This is a genomic window from Enterococcus sp. DIV1298c, assembly GCF_017316315.1.
GTDB classification, from domain to species: Bacteria; Bacillota; Bacilli; order Lactobacillales; family Enterococcaceae; genus Enterococcus_B; species Enterococcus_B mangumiae.
Genome location: NZ_JAFLWG010000016.1, coordinates 25,295 through 45,750 on the forward strand (window position 1 = coordinate 25,295; position 20,456 = coordinate 45,750).

Consider the following 20,456-nt stretch of genomic DNA (forward strand, 5'->3'; position numbering starts at 1 on the left):
CATTTATTTCTCCTCGTTTTTATTATGTCTTTTTTTGTATGATGTTTTTGTGTCAAGAACAACCGCCTCATGATGCGGTTGTTGATCTTCTTTTGGAGGTAGCTCCATATACTCGCCAAAGACTTGTTTTAAGTAGCGATCATAGCCGACTGGAATTGGCATCTCGGTATCTTCAAAAGGAACAAAAATGGCAGATTTAAAATCAGCTAATTCATAGATATTCCCCATATATTTGGGTCCTACACACAACTCGGTCACATATTGAGTTGAGCCAAATGGATATTTACTCATTTGTTTCTCAGCAAAGCGCCAAATCTTGTACCGCGCTTTTTTGGAGCTAAAGATATTTAGAAGGACTCTACTTCCAGTAGCTAAAAGTCCGCCGTGTTTTTCTGGTACTACTTGCGAGCAAAATAAAGCATAGATCAATGCCCATATTTTTTGGATTTTTCGTTTATACCCACTTTCTGGAGCGCCATCTAATGGAAATATATCGATGGGGATACCATGTGGGATATCCAGATCTTCTTGATACGTTTTTACAAATGTTGTTTCTATATCACGAATAGTCATAAATGAATTATGATCATTGTATTCTAAAGTAGCAAACAACAATGGATAACGATCCTTATTTGCATATTTCTCCCATAGGATCTTCAATTTCTCATAGTCTTGCCTCGGCATGAAAAAATCTAAATCGTCGTCCCAAGGTATGAATCCTTGATGACGAATCGAACCAATACATCCACCGCCACAAAAATAACATACAAGACCATGCTCATTACAAAATTCAACAAAATATTTTGATATTTCAAGTACGACTTTTTGCACATTTTTTAGTTCTACATCATTACTATACATTATTACAGCCTCATCTATTTTTAATTTCTTATATATTTTCGCATAAGCTCGTGTTTTTTACAAGTTGTCAATTAGTTAAACAACATTACGAAAAAGCACGCTCAAACGTTTGAGCGTGCTTTTTAATACGATCGTTTTAAGAAAGCCATCAATCCTGGCATTCTTTCCTCTACAAAACTACCTAAACGAACAGCGGATAAAAATATCGGCGCAGGTAAGTTGTACAGAAGTTTTGTGACTTTTTTGGCTGTAGAATCTGTCAGTGCGATATTTTTAGCTTCTACGATCACTGGATCTGCCAAAACCCTTTTGGCTTCACTAGTCTTTTCTTTAGAAGTTTGATCAGAATTTCCGTAAATGGAAAAAATCACTGAGGTAGTTCCTTTTAATAAAAGTGCAGCCATTCCGGGTTTGTTTATCGAATTTGTGACGGTGTTTGCTAACAGATAAAATTCTTTGAAGGTTTGGAATTTATTAGGGTAATACTTATTAGTAATGCCTTGCCCTCCAACAAACTCATAGGTATATGCAACGGTTGGATTCATGACCACATATTGACAATGTCGATAGTAGTCCAAATTAAAAATACGATCCTCACAGCTACGATAATTTTTAAATCGAATATTTTGTCCCATTACAATATCTCTGCGATAGCATTTGTTCCATACAACATACATGAGTTGCTGATTCATCAAATGATACATGTCTTTAATAAATGTTTCATGGTTTCGGTAAATGGCTTCGGATACTTGATTCACTTTTTCGGATACGACTTTTTCATTATCCATCGTTCGAAAAAGAAACGAGCTGACGATCAAATCTGCTTCTGGATGATCAGTCAGTAACTGATCGTAATTTTTTAAAATCGAGCGGCTCGGTTCATCATCTGCGTCAAATAATAAAATATACGTTCCTTTTGCTTGTTCGATTCCAATATTTCTCGCAATACCAGGGCCATTATTCTCCGTGGTGATCAACTGAAAGATCGGATTTTCTTCAGTCAATGTCAGAATCATTGTTTCAGTTTCATCGGTTGAGCCATCATTGACGATGATCACTTCGTAATCATCGTAGTCCAACGTTTGTAATGTTTCAATCGTTTTCTTTATCGTGGATTGCGCATTATAGACCGGCACAATAATGCTAAATTTTGGTTCTATCATTTTATGTGCCTCCCACTTCACTGATAAATTCGTTCTTTTGGAAAATCGATTTCCGCTAATGAGTTAGCATTTTCATCTTCTTCTAATCCTTGAGAAGACATTTTATCAAAAAGGATCTTGATCGTTTGCAATAGGATCTTTAAATCCATCATCAATGAATATTTTTTGATATATAACAAATCGAAACGCAATTTGCTATTGTAGTCGGAAACATATTTACCATACACTTGCGCATATCCGGTAATACCTGCTCGGACATTATGTCTCAAATAGTAATAAGGATTTTCTGCATTGAATTGATCCACGAAAAAAGGTCTTTCTGGACGTGGTCCCACGATAGACATATCCCCTTTTAAAACATTGAAAATCTGTGGCAATTCATCAAAACGCACAGCACGAATAAATTTACCTACAGGTGTCACCCGTGCGTCGTTGCTTTTAGCTAAGACAGGTCCAGATTTAGCTTCTGCTGTCGCTGCCATCGAGCGGAATTTGTAAATAGAAAATTCTTTTTGGTTCTTAGTGATACGGACTTGTTTATAGATCACTGGTCCTGGCGAAGTCACTTTGACTAGGACTGCTGTGAGCAACATAAATGGTGATGCAAGGATCAATAAAATAAGCGAAACGACGATGTCGAATAAGCGTTTGAATAATTCATATTCAGGTTGGATCCTAAATCCTGAAGCTTCAATGATGCTTTCATCTTCAAAGTTCATGATGTTCGGGTTGATCATCGTTAGATTCTCAAACGTCGTATTCAAGAATAGTTTCTTTTCTTTTTTTGTGATCAATTGATAAATCTTGATTTTTTCATTTTCTTCGATATGGGAAGATAGATACACGATATCGATCTCATCGATCATCTTTTTGATATTCTCATAATAATTATCGATGACCACAGCTTCGACTTTATGTTTGTTGTTCTTTTTAGATTGAAAGTTTTGGATCGCTGGAGCGACATCTTTTTCAAGGCCTACGATCACTACTTTTTTATCTCTACTTACTCGTAAATATAATTTGTAGATCAAAATGCGATACAGACTCAGTAATATCGTCCCTACTACAAAGGATAGCAAGATGACTGCCCGTGGAAAAGCAAACCAGCGACCAGCAAATGTCACGATCATTACACCGAATGATATCAATACTTGTCCGATCACGGTCACAAATATAATGTCACTGATCATTCGATTATAAAAGACATACGCCCCTAACAAAATATTCAACGCGATAAAAATAATGGAAATAAATATTGCAGAATGTTGAAAGGTCTCAAAATTCCGCATTGGGATTTCTCCTTGAAATTTCAATAAGAAACTTATATACACTGCTGCATTGTATACCAAGACATCCATCATGATAATAAATATCCGACGGGCAGCATTCCATTCTCCATTTTTATTCATGTATACACTCCTAACCACAAAATAATACCTCTATCATCTTACCATAGCCCTCTTTAAAAACATAGTGGATAACCAAATTGTAACCTAATTTCAAAGTAACTGATGGTAGATTCAGCAATATGTCCGAGCCAAAACTGCATCGATAAAAATATACCTTCAGCAAAGCTTGACACATGGTCAAGATTTGCTGAAGGTATAGGATACAAGCATCAATTTGGTCGTAATGAAAAATCGCCGATTCCTTGTTTTGTCAAATTATCATTATAGAAAGGATCGTGTGCGATATATTTTGGCCATTTATCTTGCATTTTTTTGATCTCACCAGCAAAGCGCTTTTGCTTTTCTGGTGTATCTTCATACCCGCGAGATTTCGACTCAAAGTGATATAGCTCGACTTGATGGGCGTATACATTATTTCGACCCAATTCATAGATTTTCAGACATAAGTCAACATCATTGAATGCTACTTGTAATGTTTCGTCAAAGCCATCTACTGCAAGGAAATCTTCTGCTTTCACCATCATACAAGCTGCTGTTACTGCTAAATAATCAACATCGATCACTAGGCGTCCAAAATAACCACAATGTGTGCGCTCGTAATTGTTCAGTGCATGTCCAGCAACTCCACCGATCCCAACTAATACGCCTGCATGTTGCGTCGTATCATCTGGGTAGTAAAGTTTTGCACCCACACAGCCGATTGAATCAAACTGAGCATAAGAAACCATCGTTGTCATCCAATTAGGTGCGATTACTTCCGTGTCATTGTTCAAGAATAAGTAATACTTTCCGCTGGCTTTTTCTGCAGCCAGATTATTGATACGAGAATAGTTGAATGGGATATCGATCAGTTCGACGATAAACCGTTCTTTTAACTGTTCCCTGTATGAGTCAAAAAGATTTTGCATATTAGGATCAGTACTACCATTATCCGCTACGATGATCTCGTAGTTTGGATAGGTCGTTTTTTCAATGATTGAATCAATACACATTTTCAAATCATCATACCCGTTTTTGGTTGGGATGATGACACTGACTAGATCCTCTTCTAAGACATCGTATGTGATCTCATAGAATCCTGAAATTCGCCCTGGACGCACTTGACCTTTGATATTTCTGCGAGCTAACGCATCTGTTAAAGCTTTCACGCCAGAATCATAGATATAGCTTTTCGCTTCACCACTACTTGCTGTTGATCCTGGAATCGTTCGCCAATGATAAAGTACACGATCGATATGATAAATATGATCTGCTGGGATCTTTTCTGTAAAACGAAGAACTAGGTCATAATCTTGAGACCCTTCATAGCCTTTACGGAAGCCTCCTAATTCTTTGACGATACTTAATCGATAAACACCTAAGTGAGAAATATAGTTATTTCCCATTAAGGTATTTGGTGACCAATCTGCCTTAAAGTGAGGATCAAAACGATTGCCATCGGCATCAATCTTATCTTCATCACTATAGATCAAATCAAGTTCTGGATGATCGTTCAACACATTGACTACTTCAAACAACGCATTTACAGGAAGTTCATCGTCATTATCAAGTAATGCCATGAATTCTCCTTCTGCGATCTCAAGTGCGGAGTTTGTTGCTAAACTGATATGTCCGTTTTCTTCACGAAAAACGACTTTGATCCGTGAGTCTTTTTGCTGATAACGTTCTAAGCACTTATGGATTTTAGGATCAGTTGAAGCATCATCACTGATACACAACTCCCAGTGATCATACGTTTGAGCAAGCACTGAATCGATACATTTTTCTAACCATTTGATTTCAACGTTATAAACCGGCATGACGACAGAAATCAATGGACGATACCCAAATGCCTGCGCTTTTGCCTTTTGCTCTTCTAAATCGATTTGTTCGTGCTTTGCAATCCATTGTGCGTAATCGATCGAACCTGGTTTCAATTCCATTTTTGCACGACGGATCGCTTTTTTAAACCCGTATGTCCGTGCATAATTCAACCCTTTTTTCAATAAACGTTTTTTCATCTCTAAACTTGATTCAATACCATCATCATAAGGATAGCGCCCATTCAACTTGACGGAGATCCCATTTTGATGATCTTTTGTTCGAAAATCTAAAATTGCTTTCCCCTTTAGCTTTCCAGATAATCGAAGGTTGAACCCGCTTTGAGTTTTCACATCTAGATTATAGAGATGATTGATGTCCAAACGCACGACTGGCGTATTTTCCGCTATGACGTCTTCCTTTTCGACTTGGATCGTCGGAATTTCTTTTGATACTTCATCGATTGCCCAACCAACGATCAATAAATCGCCAGTTGCCCGCTCCCGAGTGATCTTATCGATAAATACAGCAATTTCTTTTTTTTGCACTGGTTTAGTACTCCTTTACCTAATAAGTTATTTACATTTCAACTAGCCAAGACTGCCCATTTTCTGCAATCAATTCAATCAAAAATGATTTTTCTTGTTCACACGCTATCTGGATCTCAAAACCAGCTTTTGTGTGGGGAGGAAGGTTTTCGGCTTCATTTACTTCGATACGCTCGATTTGCTGAACCTCGAAGAATGGTGATTGATCGACAGACAGCTTATAAGATAAAGGTTTGCGTTCTGCATTTGAAATTCCCCATCCAATGATTTTGAGTAATTTTGTTTCTGGATCCCAACTTTTTTCGTCGATACAAAGAGAAAGGTCTTTCGCTTGGACTTTTTTCGCAGTTTCTTTTGGTTTCACCAAACGTCCTTTAGGCTTGATCGCCCAATTGTTAGCTTGCAATAACTCAGAATATCGTTCAGTCATGATCTGTAAGACATTCGTTAACTCTTTATTCTCCGCTTGTAAATGTTCATTTTCTTTTGTGAGTGCCTCGTTTTTCGCAGACAGTTCTTTTTGAACATCAGCCATTGGTTTGATCACAGTAAGTACTTCAGCCATCGTTTCTGGTAGCTCACCGATAAACCGATAGTGACAAGAGATTTTGATAGACTCTCCACTAATACCGGTCAATTCAAATTTGGGTACATCTGATCCGTCAAAGATATAGCAATCTGTGGTTGTTTTGATGATTGCATTCGATGCAATGAAGTCAAGCTTTTCTCCATCTATTTCAACACTGAATTCTAGGTAACTTGGTTGCTTTTCAAATTGAAAAACAAAACTTGTAGGCTCCTCTGTCAATGGAAAAGTCAATATTTGGTTTTCTCCCGTATGATTATTGAACGGGATCTGTAACGTTTCTTCTTGTGTATTCTTTTTGGTGATTTCCATCATTTTAACGTAATTTGAATTTTGTGGCATGTTGATCTTAGCTTCCACATTCGGTTGTTTTTTCAATGAAAAGAAATACTGATACACTTCGCCAAATGGGCGCATTTTGAAGTCATAACGAACTGCTTTTGGTAAGTCCGTATAGGCTGACTTCAATTCAGTATCTCCCACCGCTAGATACAAATAGTCTTCGATGTTGATATGCAAATCAGCTTTTTCAAATACTTTTTGAAAGCCTTCGTGGGTATAAAATGAATTATGTGTTTCATCAAGTAACCCAAACGAAGCCCATGGCAACTCATTATTAAAGAGATGGATCAATACAGAGTTATGCACGAGATTAGGAAACGTAATCAAAATCTCGCCATCTTCATTTAGAAATTCTCTGACCTTTTTCAAAGTTTTTAAAGGATCAACTAAATGTTCCAATACATCAGCAAATAAAATATAATCAAATGTTTGACCATCATAATATTTTGCCCATTCAAAACTTTCAATATCGCCATAAAAACCATCTTGGGCGATTTCATTCACATAATCAAATAGTTCTTTGTCTAATTCAACGATGCTTACTTCACAGTTTTTAGCACCAATCAAATGTTTCGTCATGCGGCCATTGCCTGGACCGAATTCCAAGACTTTGCTTCCCGGTTTGATTTGGCCGACAATCTTGCCTACGCTACTTTGTTCATCTAAGTCCATCTCGAAATCATACTTCATTGTTTTGATCTCCTTCTTTCCAATGGTGATCCAAGACCACGATTCCTTCACCAATATAAGAACCCGTCACAAATAAGTTCATATATTTGGTTTTATAAACTAAAGGAACGGTCGCATTTTCTTCAAAAACAGCCACATCGAAATAGTATTCGCCGGCAAGCAGCCCTAACTTATTGTATTTGAGATAAAAGACATTTTTCCCTTTTTCCCAAGGGATCGTGATATCGTCCAATAAAGTATTCAATCCACAGACATAGAAATTATCAACCGTTCGCAAGGCGATCCCTAGAACAGGTTTCTTGATCGTATCGTCTTTCACGTCATAAGTGACTTTGACATACAGATCTTCCCCTTGTTCTAACATATCGATTGGTTGCTTGTTTTTGTCTAATAACTCAGCACTTAATACATCCACGATATCTGGTGCAGCAAAACGCTCCACTTGATTTTTATTCCGATCAACGGTTTTGACTGATTTTTTCTTCAAGAAGTTTTCGTAATTGGTCGTCACGTCCATCGTATCGCCATATTCGACGACTTCTCCATTTTTTAACCAGTAAGAACGATCGCAGAAACGACGGATCGAGCTGATATCATGAGAAACAAATAAAATCGTTTTCCCAGAATTTTTGATTTCTGTAAATTTTTCCATACATTTCAATTGGAACTCCAAGTCTCCGACTGCAAGTGCCTCATCGACGATCAAAATATCTGGATTGACATTGATCGCAACCGCAAAAGCCAAACGGACGAACATCCCACTTGAGTAAGTTTTAACTGGCTGGTAGACATGATCCCCGATATCAGCGAACTCAATGATATCATCAACCATCGCATCGACTTCTTCACGAGAAAAGCCAAGGACCATCCCATTCAAATAAATATTTTCATATCCTGAATATTCGGGATTGAAGCCTGAACCTAATTCAAGTAAAGCAGAAATCTTCCCTTCAATCTCCATCGTGCCACTAGTTGGCGTCAGCACGCCTGTAATGATTTTGAGCATCGTGGACTTACCGGATCCATTTTCACCGACAAAACCGATCATTTCACCTTTTTTGATCTCTACATTAATATCTTTCAATGCGTAGAAAACATCATGGTATGATTTCTTGAACGGATTCAATGCTTCTCTAAAACGATCACTCGGTTTCGCATACATATTGTATGATTTAGTGATGTTGTTTAATTTAATTGCATATTCTGTCATAACTATACTCCTTACAGCACATCTGAAAAATGTGGTTTCAATCTACGGAACACTAATGAACCGATTACGAACATAATCAATGTCACTACCCAAAAATATAATGTATACGTGCCATGTTCCCAGAACCAAGCTTCACTTAGGAAAGATTCACGGTAACCTTGGACAATATAATACAATGGGTTCAACTTCAAGATTTTTATGATTGCTGGATTAAATTGACTAGTACTCCAAAGAATCGGTAATGTCCACATAATCAGCTGTAATAAAATCGTGATAAATTGCATGATATCAGGTAAAAACGGTTGGATAGATGCAGTCAACCACGTTAGACCGGTCAAAAAGGCCACCATACAAAATAGATAATAGATCAATTGGAAAGACATGACTGTTGGAAAAATACCATGCCCCATCGCTACGACTAATCCAATCAAGATAAAGAATAAATGTGTATACAAATTCGAAAGGATTTTAGTTGTTGGTAGAATACGGATATTGAATACTACCTTTTTTACTAAATACGTATATTCTCGGAAAACCAATGTCGTAGAGGTAAAAGCATCTGAGAAAAAGAACCATGGCACCATCCCAGTGATCAGATAAACGATGAACGGATACTTGCCATCTGTCATTGCCGCTCTTAACCCGAAACCAAAGACTAACCAATAAATAAGAACCGTAAAGACGGGATTGATGAACGCCCATAGAATTCCTAAAAATGAACCCGCATAACGTGATTTAAAATCGTTTAGCGAGAATTGAAGTAATAGCTTTCGATTTTGATAGATATCCTTCATAAATAAAAACAAATCTTTAAACATTTGTGTTCCTCCAAGCAGTTTCAGTTAATTACAGTCAACAGCCATTTTACCACATTTTAAGCCGAGGACTGCGATATTCGTCGTTTCTTAATTTTCTATTAAGCAAACTTTTTGTCAACGTTACTATTTTACAAAAGATGATACTTAATTGCAATGAAGCAAAAAACGTGGATCTGCCAAAAAAATGGCTGACCCACGTTTATTTTATTGATTGAATGAAACTTGATCTCTAGGTTGAATCCCTTCATCTCGTTCAAGTGTTTAGTGATAACGAGCAACTCTCGAGGTTGCAAACTGATTTTCATCGTGTATTTTTATTTGCTCTTCTTTAGGTTTGTCGTAACGATGACTTGCCATGGCTAACAATAGATAGCCGATAGGAACCCAAGGGAAAGAAGTCAATGTATCTTCCATGAACGACTGGATCATGATTGCCATGAAAGCCCATAAGAAAGTCAGTTGTCCATTTGACAAATTAGCCTTTAAGGTCAGTCTACCAATAAACACAAGTAACAAGATACCGGTAATCGCTATACCTATCAATCCGTATAAGTTCAGAATCGAGTTATAGCTGTTATGATTTCCTAGAACTTGTTCACCACGGTAAAAAAGAAAAGGTTTCATCCCAACCATCAATTGCTCGAACCTCTCAGAAATCGTTTGGTAGAATTTCAGCCAAATTTCTTCTCTTCCGGTGAAAAGATTGACATCTTCAGAAGTTGCTGCTAAATAGGAAATCGGTAGTGCTAAACTAAAAATGGCTAAATAGCCGATAAAAGGTGCCCGAATAAATTTAAAGAATTTCTTAGGCCAGATATCTAGTAGTACAAAAAGGATAATGGCAATCAAGGCAGAGCGTGATTGACAGACCCAGATACCTAGAAATGCAGCGATAATCGCTGGTATGCTAAGAATCCGAATATACCAACGTTCAAATGAACTAGCGAAACCGCTGATCAATAGTCCAAGCATCATCAATGTGCTACCGATCGTATTCGTATTGATCCATATATCTGATAATTTATTATCTTGATTCCAGATACTTTGTCCTTCAGGAACTTGGATCTCTGTGAAAACTCGATAGACTGTCACAGCTAAGAAAAATGAGAATACAAGCAAATAGATTGCGCGATCTACTTTGTCGAATTCGATCCACTTTACAGACAATCCAAATAGAATAAGTATTGGGATCAAAAGATTGCCAGCCAAAGAACCTTCTCGTACCTCACTAAAATACGTATAAAAGCAAAATATTACGACTGCTGCTCCTAAATAAAAAAAGTCAAATCCTCTTGCTTTATAGATATTCAAGCCAGTTAAAACAAATACGCCAAATGTTACAAACTGTGCGCTATGTTCATATAAAAATAAAGTAGCTGGTGTCCCTATACCGATCGTCCAGACAGAAAAAAGGGCGATAAGCATAAGTAACAAGATCCCAGTACTCATTTTATTTATGAATTTTTCTACAAATGTTTGAATGGTTTCCACCTCCTCTTCTAAGAAGTTTTTTTAAAAAAGGATCGTTGGATCAATGCCACCAAAAATGGTTTATCACTGATCCAACAATCAGCTTAATCGCACACATCTTATTCAATCAACAAGTTTTTTTATTGACCTGTTGTTTGTGTTTGCCAAGTAGCGTAATTTGGGTATGCTACTTCAAAAATCATGTGTCCATCGTCGTCTGGTCCATATAATTTAGTAAACTGTGCTTCATTACGTTGGTTATAGTCATCTAAAGGACGTTTCGTTACAACGTATTTGATACCTAATTTTTCAGCATCATCAAAATTCAGTGTCACTGAGAACATGTCTGGACGATCGAGTTTAAAGGCTGTATCTTCTTTGGCAATAAAGGCTCTCGTATGAGCGTACCGGTTGTAGAATCTCTCATATTCGCCTTCTGGATCAATCAATTGCCAAGCGGCTTTATCTGGATAGAAACGTACCGTATTGAATGACTTCACTCCTAGCGTCGGCGTGAAATTATACAGTTCATCTTCTGTTAACCATAATTGACCAGGATCTTGTTGATCGATTCTTTGGATCTCCTTCGCCAATGTTTTTTCAAAGATTGCACCCGTTCCTTGGACAACTGGATTCACAAAGAAACCAGAAGCAATGATCAACGCGCTAAATGAAAGATAGAAAAGCACGCGTTGTCGAAACAGTGCAAATGCTAAAAGAAGGGTTCCCAGCGCAATCACACTGATCAGTTCGATCTCAGAAAAGTATCCTTCCATCTTAGAACCTTGTAATGCATAGTAATAAATACCAGCATTCGCAATCAATAAGACAAATTTATACCATGTAGGGATGACATCATGCTTCCAAATATAAGCAATGAACCAAATCGATAATAGACAAGCAGCAAAACTGAACGTCAAAATCGCTCGGAAAGGCGGCACAAATGATAACAAGGTCAATTGAGCCATCGTTCTAGATAAGCCGACAGTGATCCAAAAAATGGTGAAGAGACAAAAGATCATCAAGATGCGACCGATGATTTTTCGATCTCCGTCTTTTTTCCCAAACAATACGAATGGACTTGCCAACAAGACAGTCGGGAAGAAATGGTAAAAGAGTGCCACTTCTGAATTATTTGAGAAGCTGATATCCTCAAAGGAGATTTTCCAGTTTGTTAAGAAATAGAAAAACTCACTAAATTTGAATTTCCCACCCGTACTCACTCGATTTCCTGGATACAACGTATTCAAAGCGGCCATCAATGCATCTTTTGAGATTGACCAAAAATGCCACATGACAACGCCAATAAACAATAGCGCTGCAGTGATCAAGACAGCGTCAAACCAATCCCATTTTATTTTTTTGCGGTAATAGATCAATAACCCGATAAAATAAAAAACTAACAAATAGGCTAACATGACCTGATGGGCCGGATAGATCACTAGGATAAAGCCGATACCGAATATGACCACCAGCAACATCATCAATGCACGCAGCCATTTTTTTTCATGTTGATAAAAGTAATGATAAAAGGCGACCATCAGTCCAATCGTAAAGAAGATCAAATCGCCAACGTGTTGCATGAACCACCATTGAACAGCGGGTGCGAATGTCAAAGCAAAAGCACCGATCAATGAAAGTGGCTTGTTTCTTTTTGTTAGGATCATCAGCAGTTCAAATCCTAACAAGACCATAACGACCAATTTCATTGCCCAATAAAAAGATAACCCTCGATCTCTTCCTAAAAAGAAGAAGCCCCAGTTGAATGGTTTACCTATCACAGTAATATCTTTTACCGGTGAATTGTAGGCAATGATCATATTTTGTCCATTCAAAGAATAGTCTTCGTTTATGACCGGATAGCCTGTTTCTGCTTGAGAGAGATAAAAAGGCGTTTGTACTAACCATTCATCCGAACGTACTTCACGGTTTTGACCAAATATCACGTCCGTCTCTTTTCCATCATCTCTTTGCGATACGTAAGTATCCCAACTACCGATCGAACTGCCGTTCAAGTTGAAGGTTACAACAATCACGATTACTAGTAACCCGATCAGATAACGTAGTTTCAAGAATATATCCAAAAATGGATGCGTCTGTTCCTTCTCTACTTGCCTTGACTTATCTTGCCGTGACTTATCTCGCCTTGCGCTTCTTGTTTGTTTTTCCATAAAATTCTCCAATTTCTTTGTTGTTTCTTTTTTCTAAGGAAAAACCTTATTTGTTCAATTTTTCAGAAGCTTGTAACATTTGTTCAAGTGCTTCTTGCCACGTTGGGATCTCAAAACCAAGATCTTCTGTTTTTTTCAAGCTCATCACGGAATATTGTGGACGTGTCGCTTTTTGTGGATATTCTGCCGAAGTCACAGGGGCTACTTCTACTGCTTCGTCTTTTAAGATCTCTTTTGCGAATTCATACCATGAACAACTATTCTCATTTGAAAGATGATATACGCCATATGGCACTTGTTGTTCGATCACATAGACCATGAATTCAGCTAATGTGCGCGTCCATGTTGGACGGCCAAATTGGTCGTTGACCACAGTTAAGCGATCATGCGTTTGTGCCAAACGTTGCATCGTGTAAACAAAGTTATGACCATATACGCCAAACACCCATGAAGTACGAATAATATAATAATCTTCTAAAAGTTCTTGAACTGCTTGTTCACCTAATAATTTTGTACGTCCATATTCATTCAATGGATTCGTTGCATCATCCACTTGGTATTCTTCATTTTCTTTTTTACCATCAAAAACATAATCCGTACTGATGTAAATCAATTTAGCATTTACTGCTTTTGCTGCCAGCGCCACATTTCTCGTGCCGTCCACATTGATTTTTTCATCTAATTCTTTGCCTTCGTCTTCTGCTTTGTCGACGGCTGTATAAGCTGCACAATGGAAGATGACCTCTGGTTTTAAGTCTGTGATATAAGCCATTGTTTTATCTGCATCTGTGATATCTAATTCTTGGGCATCTGTTGAAACATAAGATAACCCTTTTTCATCTAATAAATGTCGTAACTCTGTACCAAGTTGACCATTTCCACCTGTTAATAAAAACATTACGCTATCGCTCCTTGAATATTATTTTTAACGTGTTCTTTGTAAAAAAGTGTGAGTAGTTATCTTGTTTTCTTTTTGTACATGCTTGGTTCATATATATCTGTTTGTTCGAAGACATAGATGTTTGTTATGTGTTCAGAACCAAACTTATTCTACCATATCGGTTCTCGCTTTTCGAGAGGATGAGCATCCACCAAGCGTACTTAAAAATCTTTTGCATGGAAAAAGGGGCAGCGTCCATTAAACGCAGTGCCCCTTCAACGACTATTTAAAAGAGGTTGAGTTTCTCTAGCTAGCCATTCAAGCAAGAAAAACATCTGATCAGAGAAGATCATCCGCTCTAATCAACGCAGCACGTCCGAGGGAGTATGAATGCTCTCCTCTTATTGTCCATTTTTAGCGTAAGCTGCTTCAACTGCTTCTTTTTCTTTTTTCCACCATTCTTGGTTTTCTTCATACCATTTGATCGTTTCTGCTAAACCATCACGGAAATTAGTGAATTCTGGTTGCCAGCCAAGTTCTTGACGAAGCTTTGTTGAATCGATTGCATAACGCAAATCATGACCAGCACGATCTTTTACATGTTCATAAGCATCCATTGGTTGCCCCATCAACTCTAAGATCATTTCCATCACAGTTTTGTTATCTTCCTCACCGTCAGCACCGATCAAATACGTTTCGCCAATATTTCCTTTGGTTAAAATCAACCATACGGCAGATGAGTGGTCGTTCGTATGGATCCAATCACGAACATTTTTCCCTTCTCCGTACAACTTAGGACGAATACCACTCAAAATATTTGTGATTTGACGTGGAATGAACTTTTCAATGTGTTGATAAGGCCCGTAATTGTTTGAACAATTAGAGATCGTCGCTTTTAAGCCAAATGAACGGACCCATGCTTTCACTAATAGATCAGAACCAGCTTTTGTTGAAGAATATGGGCTTGAAGGATTGTAAGGTGTTTCCGCAGTAAACTTCTCACCTTCGCCCTCACCATGACCTGGTAAGTCTTCACGTAATGGTAGATCACCGTAAACTTCGTCCGTAGAAACATGATGATAACGAACATCATATTTTCGGCAAGCTTCAAGCAACGTATACGTTCCAATGATATTTGTGTGTACAAATGGGAACGGATCTTTCAACGAATTATCGTTGTGTGACTCAGCCGCATAATGAACGACTGCGTCTGCCTTTTCAACTAATCGATCAACTACTTCCGCATCAGCGATATCTCCGACCACTAGTTCCACACGGTCAGCTGGTAACCCAGCTAGATTTTCTTTGTTTCCTGCGTAAGTTAGTTTATCTAAAACTGTCACATGTACTTCCGGGTGGTTTTTTACAACATAATGAACAAAATTTGATCCAATGAAGCCTGCTCCACCAGTAACAATGATATTTTTCATTTAATATTTCTCCTCATCAAATGTTAGATTTCACCATAAACAAATGGGTTTTCTGCTTCAAATTCTTTCAGCGTAGGATGATTATGATCTTTTTCAGACATGATTGCTTTTGAAAGATCGATCGGCCAATCGATTGCTAAGTCCGGATCGTCAAATGCGATGCCACCGTCTGCTGCTGCATCATAATAATTGTCACATTTATAAAGGAAGTTCACGTTTGGTGTCAACGTCACAAAACCGTGGGCATATCCTTTAGGCACAAGTAATTGACGATGGTTGTGCTCAGATAGGATGTAGCTTTCCCACTGTCCATAGGTTGGACTACCTTTACGAATATCGACGATCACATCTAAGACTGCACCTGAAGTGACACGGATCAATTTCGTTTGAGCCGATGCTCCTTTTTGAAAATGTAAGCCGCGAATCACACCTGCTTCAGCTGATAAAGAATGATTATCTTGAACAAAATCAAAATCTAAGCCATGTTCTGCAAATTTTGCTTTTGAATAGCTCTCTGTAAAGAAACCTCGATGGTCGCCAAAAACGTCCATTTCAATGATTTTAACATCTGTTAATTTAGTATCCGTCACTTTCATCACTAAAAACTCCTTATTCAGCAGCCAATCTTAATAAGTATTGACCATATTGATTTTTTTTCAGTGGTTCTGCCAAAACTGCTAGTTGCTCCTTGTCGATGTAGCCCATTCGATAAGCAACCTCTTCTAAACAGGCAACTTTCAAGTTTTGACGTTTTTCGATCGTTTCAATAAATGTAGAAGCCTCAAGTAAGGATTCGTGTGTACCTGTATCTAACCAGGCAAAGCCACGTCCCATGATTTCTACAGAAAGCTTGCCTCTTTCTAAATAAGCTTTGTTGACATCTGTGATCTCAAGTTCACCACGTTCAGATGGTTTGATTTCTTTTGCAATTGAAATCACATCGTTATCATAAAAATAAAGTCCAGTAACCGCATAGTTTGATTTTGGCTCTTCTGGCTTTTCTTCAATGGAAAGAGCTTGCATATTTTCATCAAATTCGACTACACCAAAACGTTCGGGATCATTGACATGATAACCGAAAACAGTCGCTCCACTCTCTTTTGAGGCAGCACGTTGCAGCATTTTTGATAGTCCACCACCATAATAGATATTATCTCCTAAAACAAGACAAACACTATCATCACCAATAAATTCTTCCCCAATGATGAAGGCTTGGGCTAATCCATCTGGACTTTCTTGAACAGCATATTCAAGATGGATACCTAAATCATGCCCATCCCCAAATAATTCTTTAAAGCGTGGGGTATCTTGAGGGGTTGAAATAATCAATATCTCCTTAATACCTGCCAACATCAAGATAGACATTGGGTAATAGATCATTGGTTTATCGTATACTGGCATCAACTGTTTCGATGTTGCCTTTGTTAAAGGATACAAGCGTGTTCCGCTTCCTCCCGCAAGGATGATTCCTTTCATGAATATAAGCGCCCCTTTATTTTTGATTTTTACTTTTGTTATTATCTCATCAATCCAACTAATTGTCATGGATTTCTTGCGAATTTAACAATATCTTTTAGCGATGTTTTCTCCATTTTCGCTGAACGAGTGCTTGGATCAAATGCAATCGCCATGCGATTTTCTGTCGCCAGCTACTCTTCGTTTCAATTTCACTTGCATTGAAATCATGTCTCCGATAAAGAGTCAAAGGTTCTCGAATAAAAGAAGTATGGCTACCAGCAAGCAACCCGATCCACATATCATGCATCGGTACATTATCAGGTATCGGTAAAATCGTTTCTTTTAATGAAGAACGAAATGCCATACCGGCACCAATGTAATTACTACGGATCAAGTTGATCAACCAACCTTCTTTTGATTTTCTAAAAGTAAAGTAAGATGGATGGATCTCATTCAATTCGCTATCTACGATCACTAGATCTGAAACAACTACTAATTGATCAGGATGTAAATGAAAAGATCGTGTGATTTTCTCTACTTTTCCATCTAACCAGACGTCATCTTGATCTGCTAAAAAAATCAGCTCTCCTTGAGCCTGTTCGATCGCAAAGCCAAAATTTTTGATCAACCCTTGTTTAGGTCCTTCAAAAAGTTTGATACGCGGGTCATTATTTGCATATTCCGTTAAAATCAACCAAGTATCATCAACTGAGCCATCATCTGAGATAATCACTTCATCCTCTGGAGAAAGTTGTTTTAAGATACTATCTAACTGTTCTTTTAAATACGCACTACCATTAAAAGTTGCTATACAAACCGATCGCATCATTTCACACCTTCCAATTCTCAACAAACGAACGTAAAGTCATTCGCCAAATTTGACGATTCTTGACAGTCAAAAATTGCTTGGCCATCCTTAATACTAACTGCTTTCGATGTTGAGCCAAGTGCTGTTGATCATATTTCTGATAAAATCTTGATTCAGCAGTCAAAATCGACTGATAGCGTGTTACGTTCACTTTTTTATAATCTAATACTGAGAGATCATGGTTCATTCTAGTATTTAGAACGACTATTTGCTTGTTCAATTGCTTGATTTGCCAAAAGAGCCAATGATCTAAAAAGTCGAGCGGAAATTCTGTGTTATAGCCATTGATCTCTCTTAAAAAAGTGAGAGAAAAAACAGCACCTGAATTGATCGCCATGATTCGCCGAGGTGTCGTCACAGGTTCTTCGATCACTTCGAAATGACGATTGATGTATTGGTCAGCCCAAACTGGCGAAATCTGTCTTGGCCCAGAAAACACCATAGGAACAGCAGCGACTTGTTCCTTATTCCAAGAAATTTGTGCAACAGTTTCAAAATAAGTTGCATCGATCTCTGTATCCTGATCCAACGTCACCAATGTCTGCACTTCATCAGAAACATGGTCAATAGCATAATTATAGGCAACAGCAAGACCTGGATTCGATGGATCATGGTGATACTGGACATTTTTTTCAGAATAAAGTAAATCATCATGCGCCACTGGGCTATTATCGAAAATAATTAGTTCAATTTTTCCAGCTTGTACAGCTGTTTGTAGACAATCATAAGAAGGAGATTGGTCGATTTTTTGGTGATACAAAACGATCACTACTGCTACTTCAGGTGACATTAGAAAAAAGTCCACCCCCACTTATGGAAGAATTTCATCATTGAACTTAAAAAGATGCGAAAAAGCTTAAAATTCCGATGTGCTCCTTTTCCATACAAATGGACGACGGTGGAAAGAGGTGTATAAAGTATTTTTTCATTCGCTTTTTCAAAACTCAAGCAAAGATCATTATCTTCAAAATACATAAAGTAACGGTTATCGAAGCCGTTGACTGATTGGAATTTTGCAACATCTACTACCATAAAACTACCAGAAATCATTCGAACATAAGAATCATGATCGTCCGGTAAATCACGGCATTCAAAACGAGTCAATCGACGATCAAACATTTTTTTAACAAAATCAAAAGGGATAAAGCGCAAGATATAATCAAATAACGCTAAACGCTGTCTAACTAAGTATTGGGTCGTCCCATCTTCATTCAAGATTTTAGGCGCCAACATCGCACATTCAGGGTGTGCTTCTAATCGTGCAACAAGATCGATCACCGTCTGTTCATCCACTAAGATATCGGGATTGAAAATCACCGCATATCGTGCAGAGCTTTGAAGTAATGTATGATTATGCCCATAGCCAAAGCCGCGATTTTCGTTATTGAAATAAATATTCATGAACGGATATTTTAAATACTCGCGTAAACGAGCTTGATACTCAGGTGACGAGTTATTATCAAAAATTTGAAATTCAACTGCCGGTTGTTCACCGATCGTTGCAATGATCGTATCCAATGTCTGAAATATTTTTTTACTATTTGCTGTGACAATGCTGATTAAAATCGGCTTATTTTTATTGTTCTCCATTAAGGTCTTTTCCATTTCTTAAAGTATTTCTGCATCACTTGTGTACGATATTCTTTATTTCCTAAAAAGCGTAACGTTTTTAGAATAAACTGGTATTTTTCATTGATCAATCCGATCAATTCAAATAATAAAATAGCAGCAAATAACATCACTAAGAACAAGGCGATCGTACCAAAGCTTCCTGTATAATTCATGATCATCGCAGTGAACGAGAACATCAAAGCAATGGAGTAAATCGTCAAAACAGCCCCTTTATGGGTAAATCCTAAAGCGAGCAATCGGTGATGCAAATGCTTCTTATCTGCCGTAGAAAACGACACACGGTTCGCTTTCCTACGAATGATTGCAAAAAAAGTATCAGTTACAGGCACGCCCATGATGATCAACAAAGAAATAGATGAAACAAACGTAACATTCTTCAATCCTTGCAGTGATAATACAGCCATCATAAAACCTAAGAAAAGTGCCCCAGTATCCCCTAAATAAATTTTAGCTGGGTAAAAATTGTAAGGGAAAAATCCTATGATACTCGCGACTAAACAAAAAATAACAATAGGTATATATACTGTTGATGCGTGTAAAAAAAAGTAGCCAATAATGCCAATGGTCATTAAGCCAATCAATGATATTCCTGCCGCTAAGCCATCTAAACCATCAATCAAGTTGACTGCATTGGTGATACCAAAAATCCAAAACACGGTGACCGGAAAACTAAGCCAACCTAATTGGACATAACCGATGAACGGCAACGTAAAAGAATCGATCCTGATATCCGCAATGAAATAGACGATCAATGCCGCTAACAAAATCCCAATACTTTTTTGTTTTGGTGATAATTCGTATTTATCATCAAGCAAACCAGTCAAAACGATAACCGATGCCGCTAATAAAATCGGAAGAATATAAAATTTAGGGATAATATCTTTGAACAAAAATAAACTAGATATCACGAAAGTAACAAAGATAGGTAAACCACCAGCTGAAGGCATCGGCACTTTGTTTATTCGTCGTTCATTCGGTTTATCGACCATCCCAGTTTGTACTGAAATGATTTTGAAGATGGGGGTCAATATCAAAGACAATAAAATTGTCAAAAAAATCCTTATTACCATACTAAAAGAAACCAGCATATGGGCACCTACTTTATTTAAAGAGTCAATAA

At 37.7% G+C, this 20,456-nt stretch carries 17 protein-coding genes; all 17 read right to left on the reverse strand.

All coding sequences use genetic code 11. The features are described 5' to 3' along the window. Nucleotides 1–3 precede the first annotated feature (3 nt). The 17 genes from JZO83_RS04450 to JZO83_RS04530 all read right to left on the reverse strand — a co-directional run bounded on the left by JZO83_RS04450 (nt 4) and on the right by JZO83_RS04530 (nt 20,424). The gene (locus tag JZO83_RS04450) at nt 4–861 is read right to left on the reverse strand and encodes a LicD family protein (protein WP_206858188.1); all 858 of its coding nucleotides are present in this window, start codon (nt 859–861) and stop codon (nt 4–6) included. Between the two features lie 122 nt (nt 862–983). Beyond that, nucleotides 984–2,024 carry a glycosyltransferase family A protein gene (locus JZO83_RS04455; RefSeq protein ID WP_206858181.1) on the reverse strand — a complete coding sequence of 347 codons (1,041 nt, stop codon included), beginning with the start codon at nt 2,022–2,024 and terminating at the stop codon, nt 984–986. Nucleotides 2,025–2,041: 17 nt separating this feature from the next. Next, nucleotides 2,042–3,433 carry a sugar transferase gene (locus JZO83_RS04460; RefSeq protein WP_206858180.1) on the reverse strand — a complete coding sequence of 464 codons (1,392 nt, stop codon included), beginning with the start codon at nt 3,431–3,433 and terminating at the stop codon, nt 2,042–2,044. A 209-nt stretch (nt 3,434–3,642) separates the two neighbouring features. Continuing rightward, nucleotides 3,643–5,781, reverse strand: coding sequence for a glycosyltransferase family 2 protein (locus tag JZO83_RS04465; protein WP_207115091.1), 2,139 nt, complete (start codon nt 5,779–5,781; stop codon nt 3,643–3,645). A gap of 31 nt (nt 5,782–5,812) precedes the next feature. Next, nucleotides 5,813–7,399 carry a methyltransferase domain-containing protein gene (locus JZO83_RS04470; protein ID WP_206858176.1) on the reverse strand — a complete coding sequence of 529 codons (1,587 nt, stop codon included), beginning with the start codon at nt 7,397–7,399 and terminating at the stop codon, nt 5,813–5,815. Continuing rightward, entirely contained in the window at nt 7,389–8,609 is a 1,221-nt protein-coding gene (locus JZO83_RS04475; RefSeq protein ID WP_206858174.1) for an ABC transporter ATP-binding protein, read from the reverse strand. Before JZO83_RS04475 ends, JZO83_RS04470 begins: the two co-directional genes overlap by 11 nt. A gap of 11 nt (nt 8,610–8,620) precedes the next feature. After that, nucleotides 8,621–9,427: an ABC transporter permease gene (locus JZO83_RS04480; RefSeq protein WP_206858173.1), complete on the reverse strand. Its 807-nt coding sequence runs from the start codon at nt 9,425–9,427 to the stop codon at nt 8,621–8,623. A gap of 261 nt (nt 9,428–9,688) precedes the next feature. Next, nucleotides 9,689–10,918 carry an EpaQ family protein gene (locus JZO83_RS04485; protein WP_206858171.1) on the reverse strand — a complete coding sequence of 410 codons (1,230 nt, stop codon included), beginning with the start codon at nt 10,916–10,918 and terminating at the stop codon, nt 9,689–9,691. Between the two features lie 119 nt (nt 10,919–11,037). Then, nucleotides 11,038–13,068, reverse strand: a complete 2,031-nt coding sequence (locus JZO83_RS04490) for a hypothetical protein (RefSeq protein WP_206858164.1) — start codon at nt 13,066–13,068, stop codon at nt 11,038–11,040. Nucleotides 13,069–13,114: 46 nt separating this feature from the next. Next, nucleotides 13,115–13,966, reverse strand: a complete 852-nt coding sequence (gene rfbD, locus JZO83_RS04495; RefSeq protein WP_206858162.1) for a dTDP-4-dehydrorhamnose reductase — start codon at nt 13,964–13,966, stop codon at nt 13,115–13,117. Nucleotides 13,967–14,349: 383 nt separating this feature from the next. Continuing rightward, on the reverse strand, nt 14,350–15,378 hold the full coding sequence (rfbB, locus tag JZO83_RS04500; RefSeq protein ID WP_206858160.1) for a dTDP-glucose 4,6-dehydratase: 1,029 nt from the start codon (nt 15,376–15,378) through the stop codon (nt 14,350–14,352). Between the two features lie 23 nt (nt 15,379–15,401). After that, nucleotides 15,402–15,974 carry a dTDP-4-dehydrorhamnose 3,5-epimerase gene (rfbC, locus tag JZO83_RS04505; RefSeq protein WP_206858158.1) on the reverse strand — a complete coding sequence of 191 codons (573 nt, stop codon included), beginning with the start codon at nt 15,972–15,974 and terminating at the stop codon, nt 15,402–15,404. Nucleotides 15,975–15,987: 13 nt separating this feature from the next. Beyond that, nucleotides 15,988–16,854, reverse strand: a complete 867-nt coding sequence (gene rfbA / locus JZO83_RS04510; protein WP_206858151.1) for a glucose-1-phosphate thymidylyltransferase RfbA — start codon at nt 16,852–16,854, stop codon at nt 15,988–15,990. Between the two features lie 97 nt (nt 16,855–16,951). Next, nucleotides 16,952–17,662 (reverse strand): glycosyltransferase family 2 protein, encoded by a 711-nt coding sequence (locus JZO83_RS04515; RefSeq protein ID WP_206858328.1) that lies wholly within the window; start codon nt 17,660–17,662, stop codon nt 16,952–16,954. A gap of 4 nt (nt 17,663–17,666) precedes the next feature. Further along, on the reverse strand, nt 17,667–18,494 hold the full coding sequence (locus tag JZO83_RS04520; protein WP_206858144.1) for a glycosyltransferase: 828 nt from the start codon (nt 18,492–18,494) through the stop codon (nt 17,667–17,669). After that, the gene (locus JZO83_RS04525) at nt 18,494–19,294 is read right to left on the reverse strand and encodes a glycosyltransferase (RefSeq protein ID WP_206858141.1); all 801 of its coding nucleotides are present in this window, start codon (nt 19,292–19,294) and stop codon (nt 18,494–18,496) included. Before JZO83_RS04525 ends, JZO83_RS04520 begins: the two co-directional genes overlap by 1 nt. Beyond that, nucleotides 19,294–20,424, reverse strand: a complete 1,131-nt coding sequence (locus JZO83_RS04530; RefSeq protein WP_206858133.1) for an MraY family glycosyltransferase — start codon at nt 20,422–20,424, stop codon at nt 19,294–19,296. The genes JZO83_RS04525 and JZO83_RS04530 overlap by 1 nt, the downstream gene beginning before the upstream one ends. Nucleotides 20,425–20,456 lie beyond the last annotated feature (32 nt).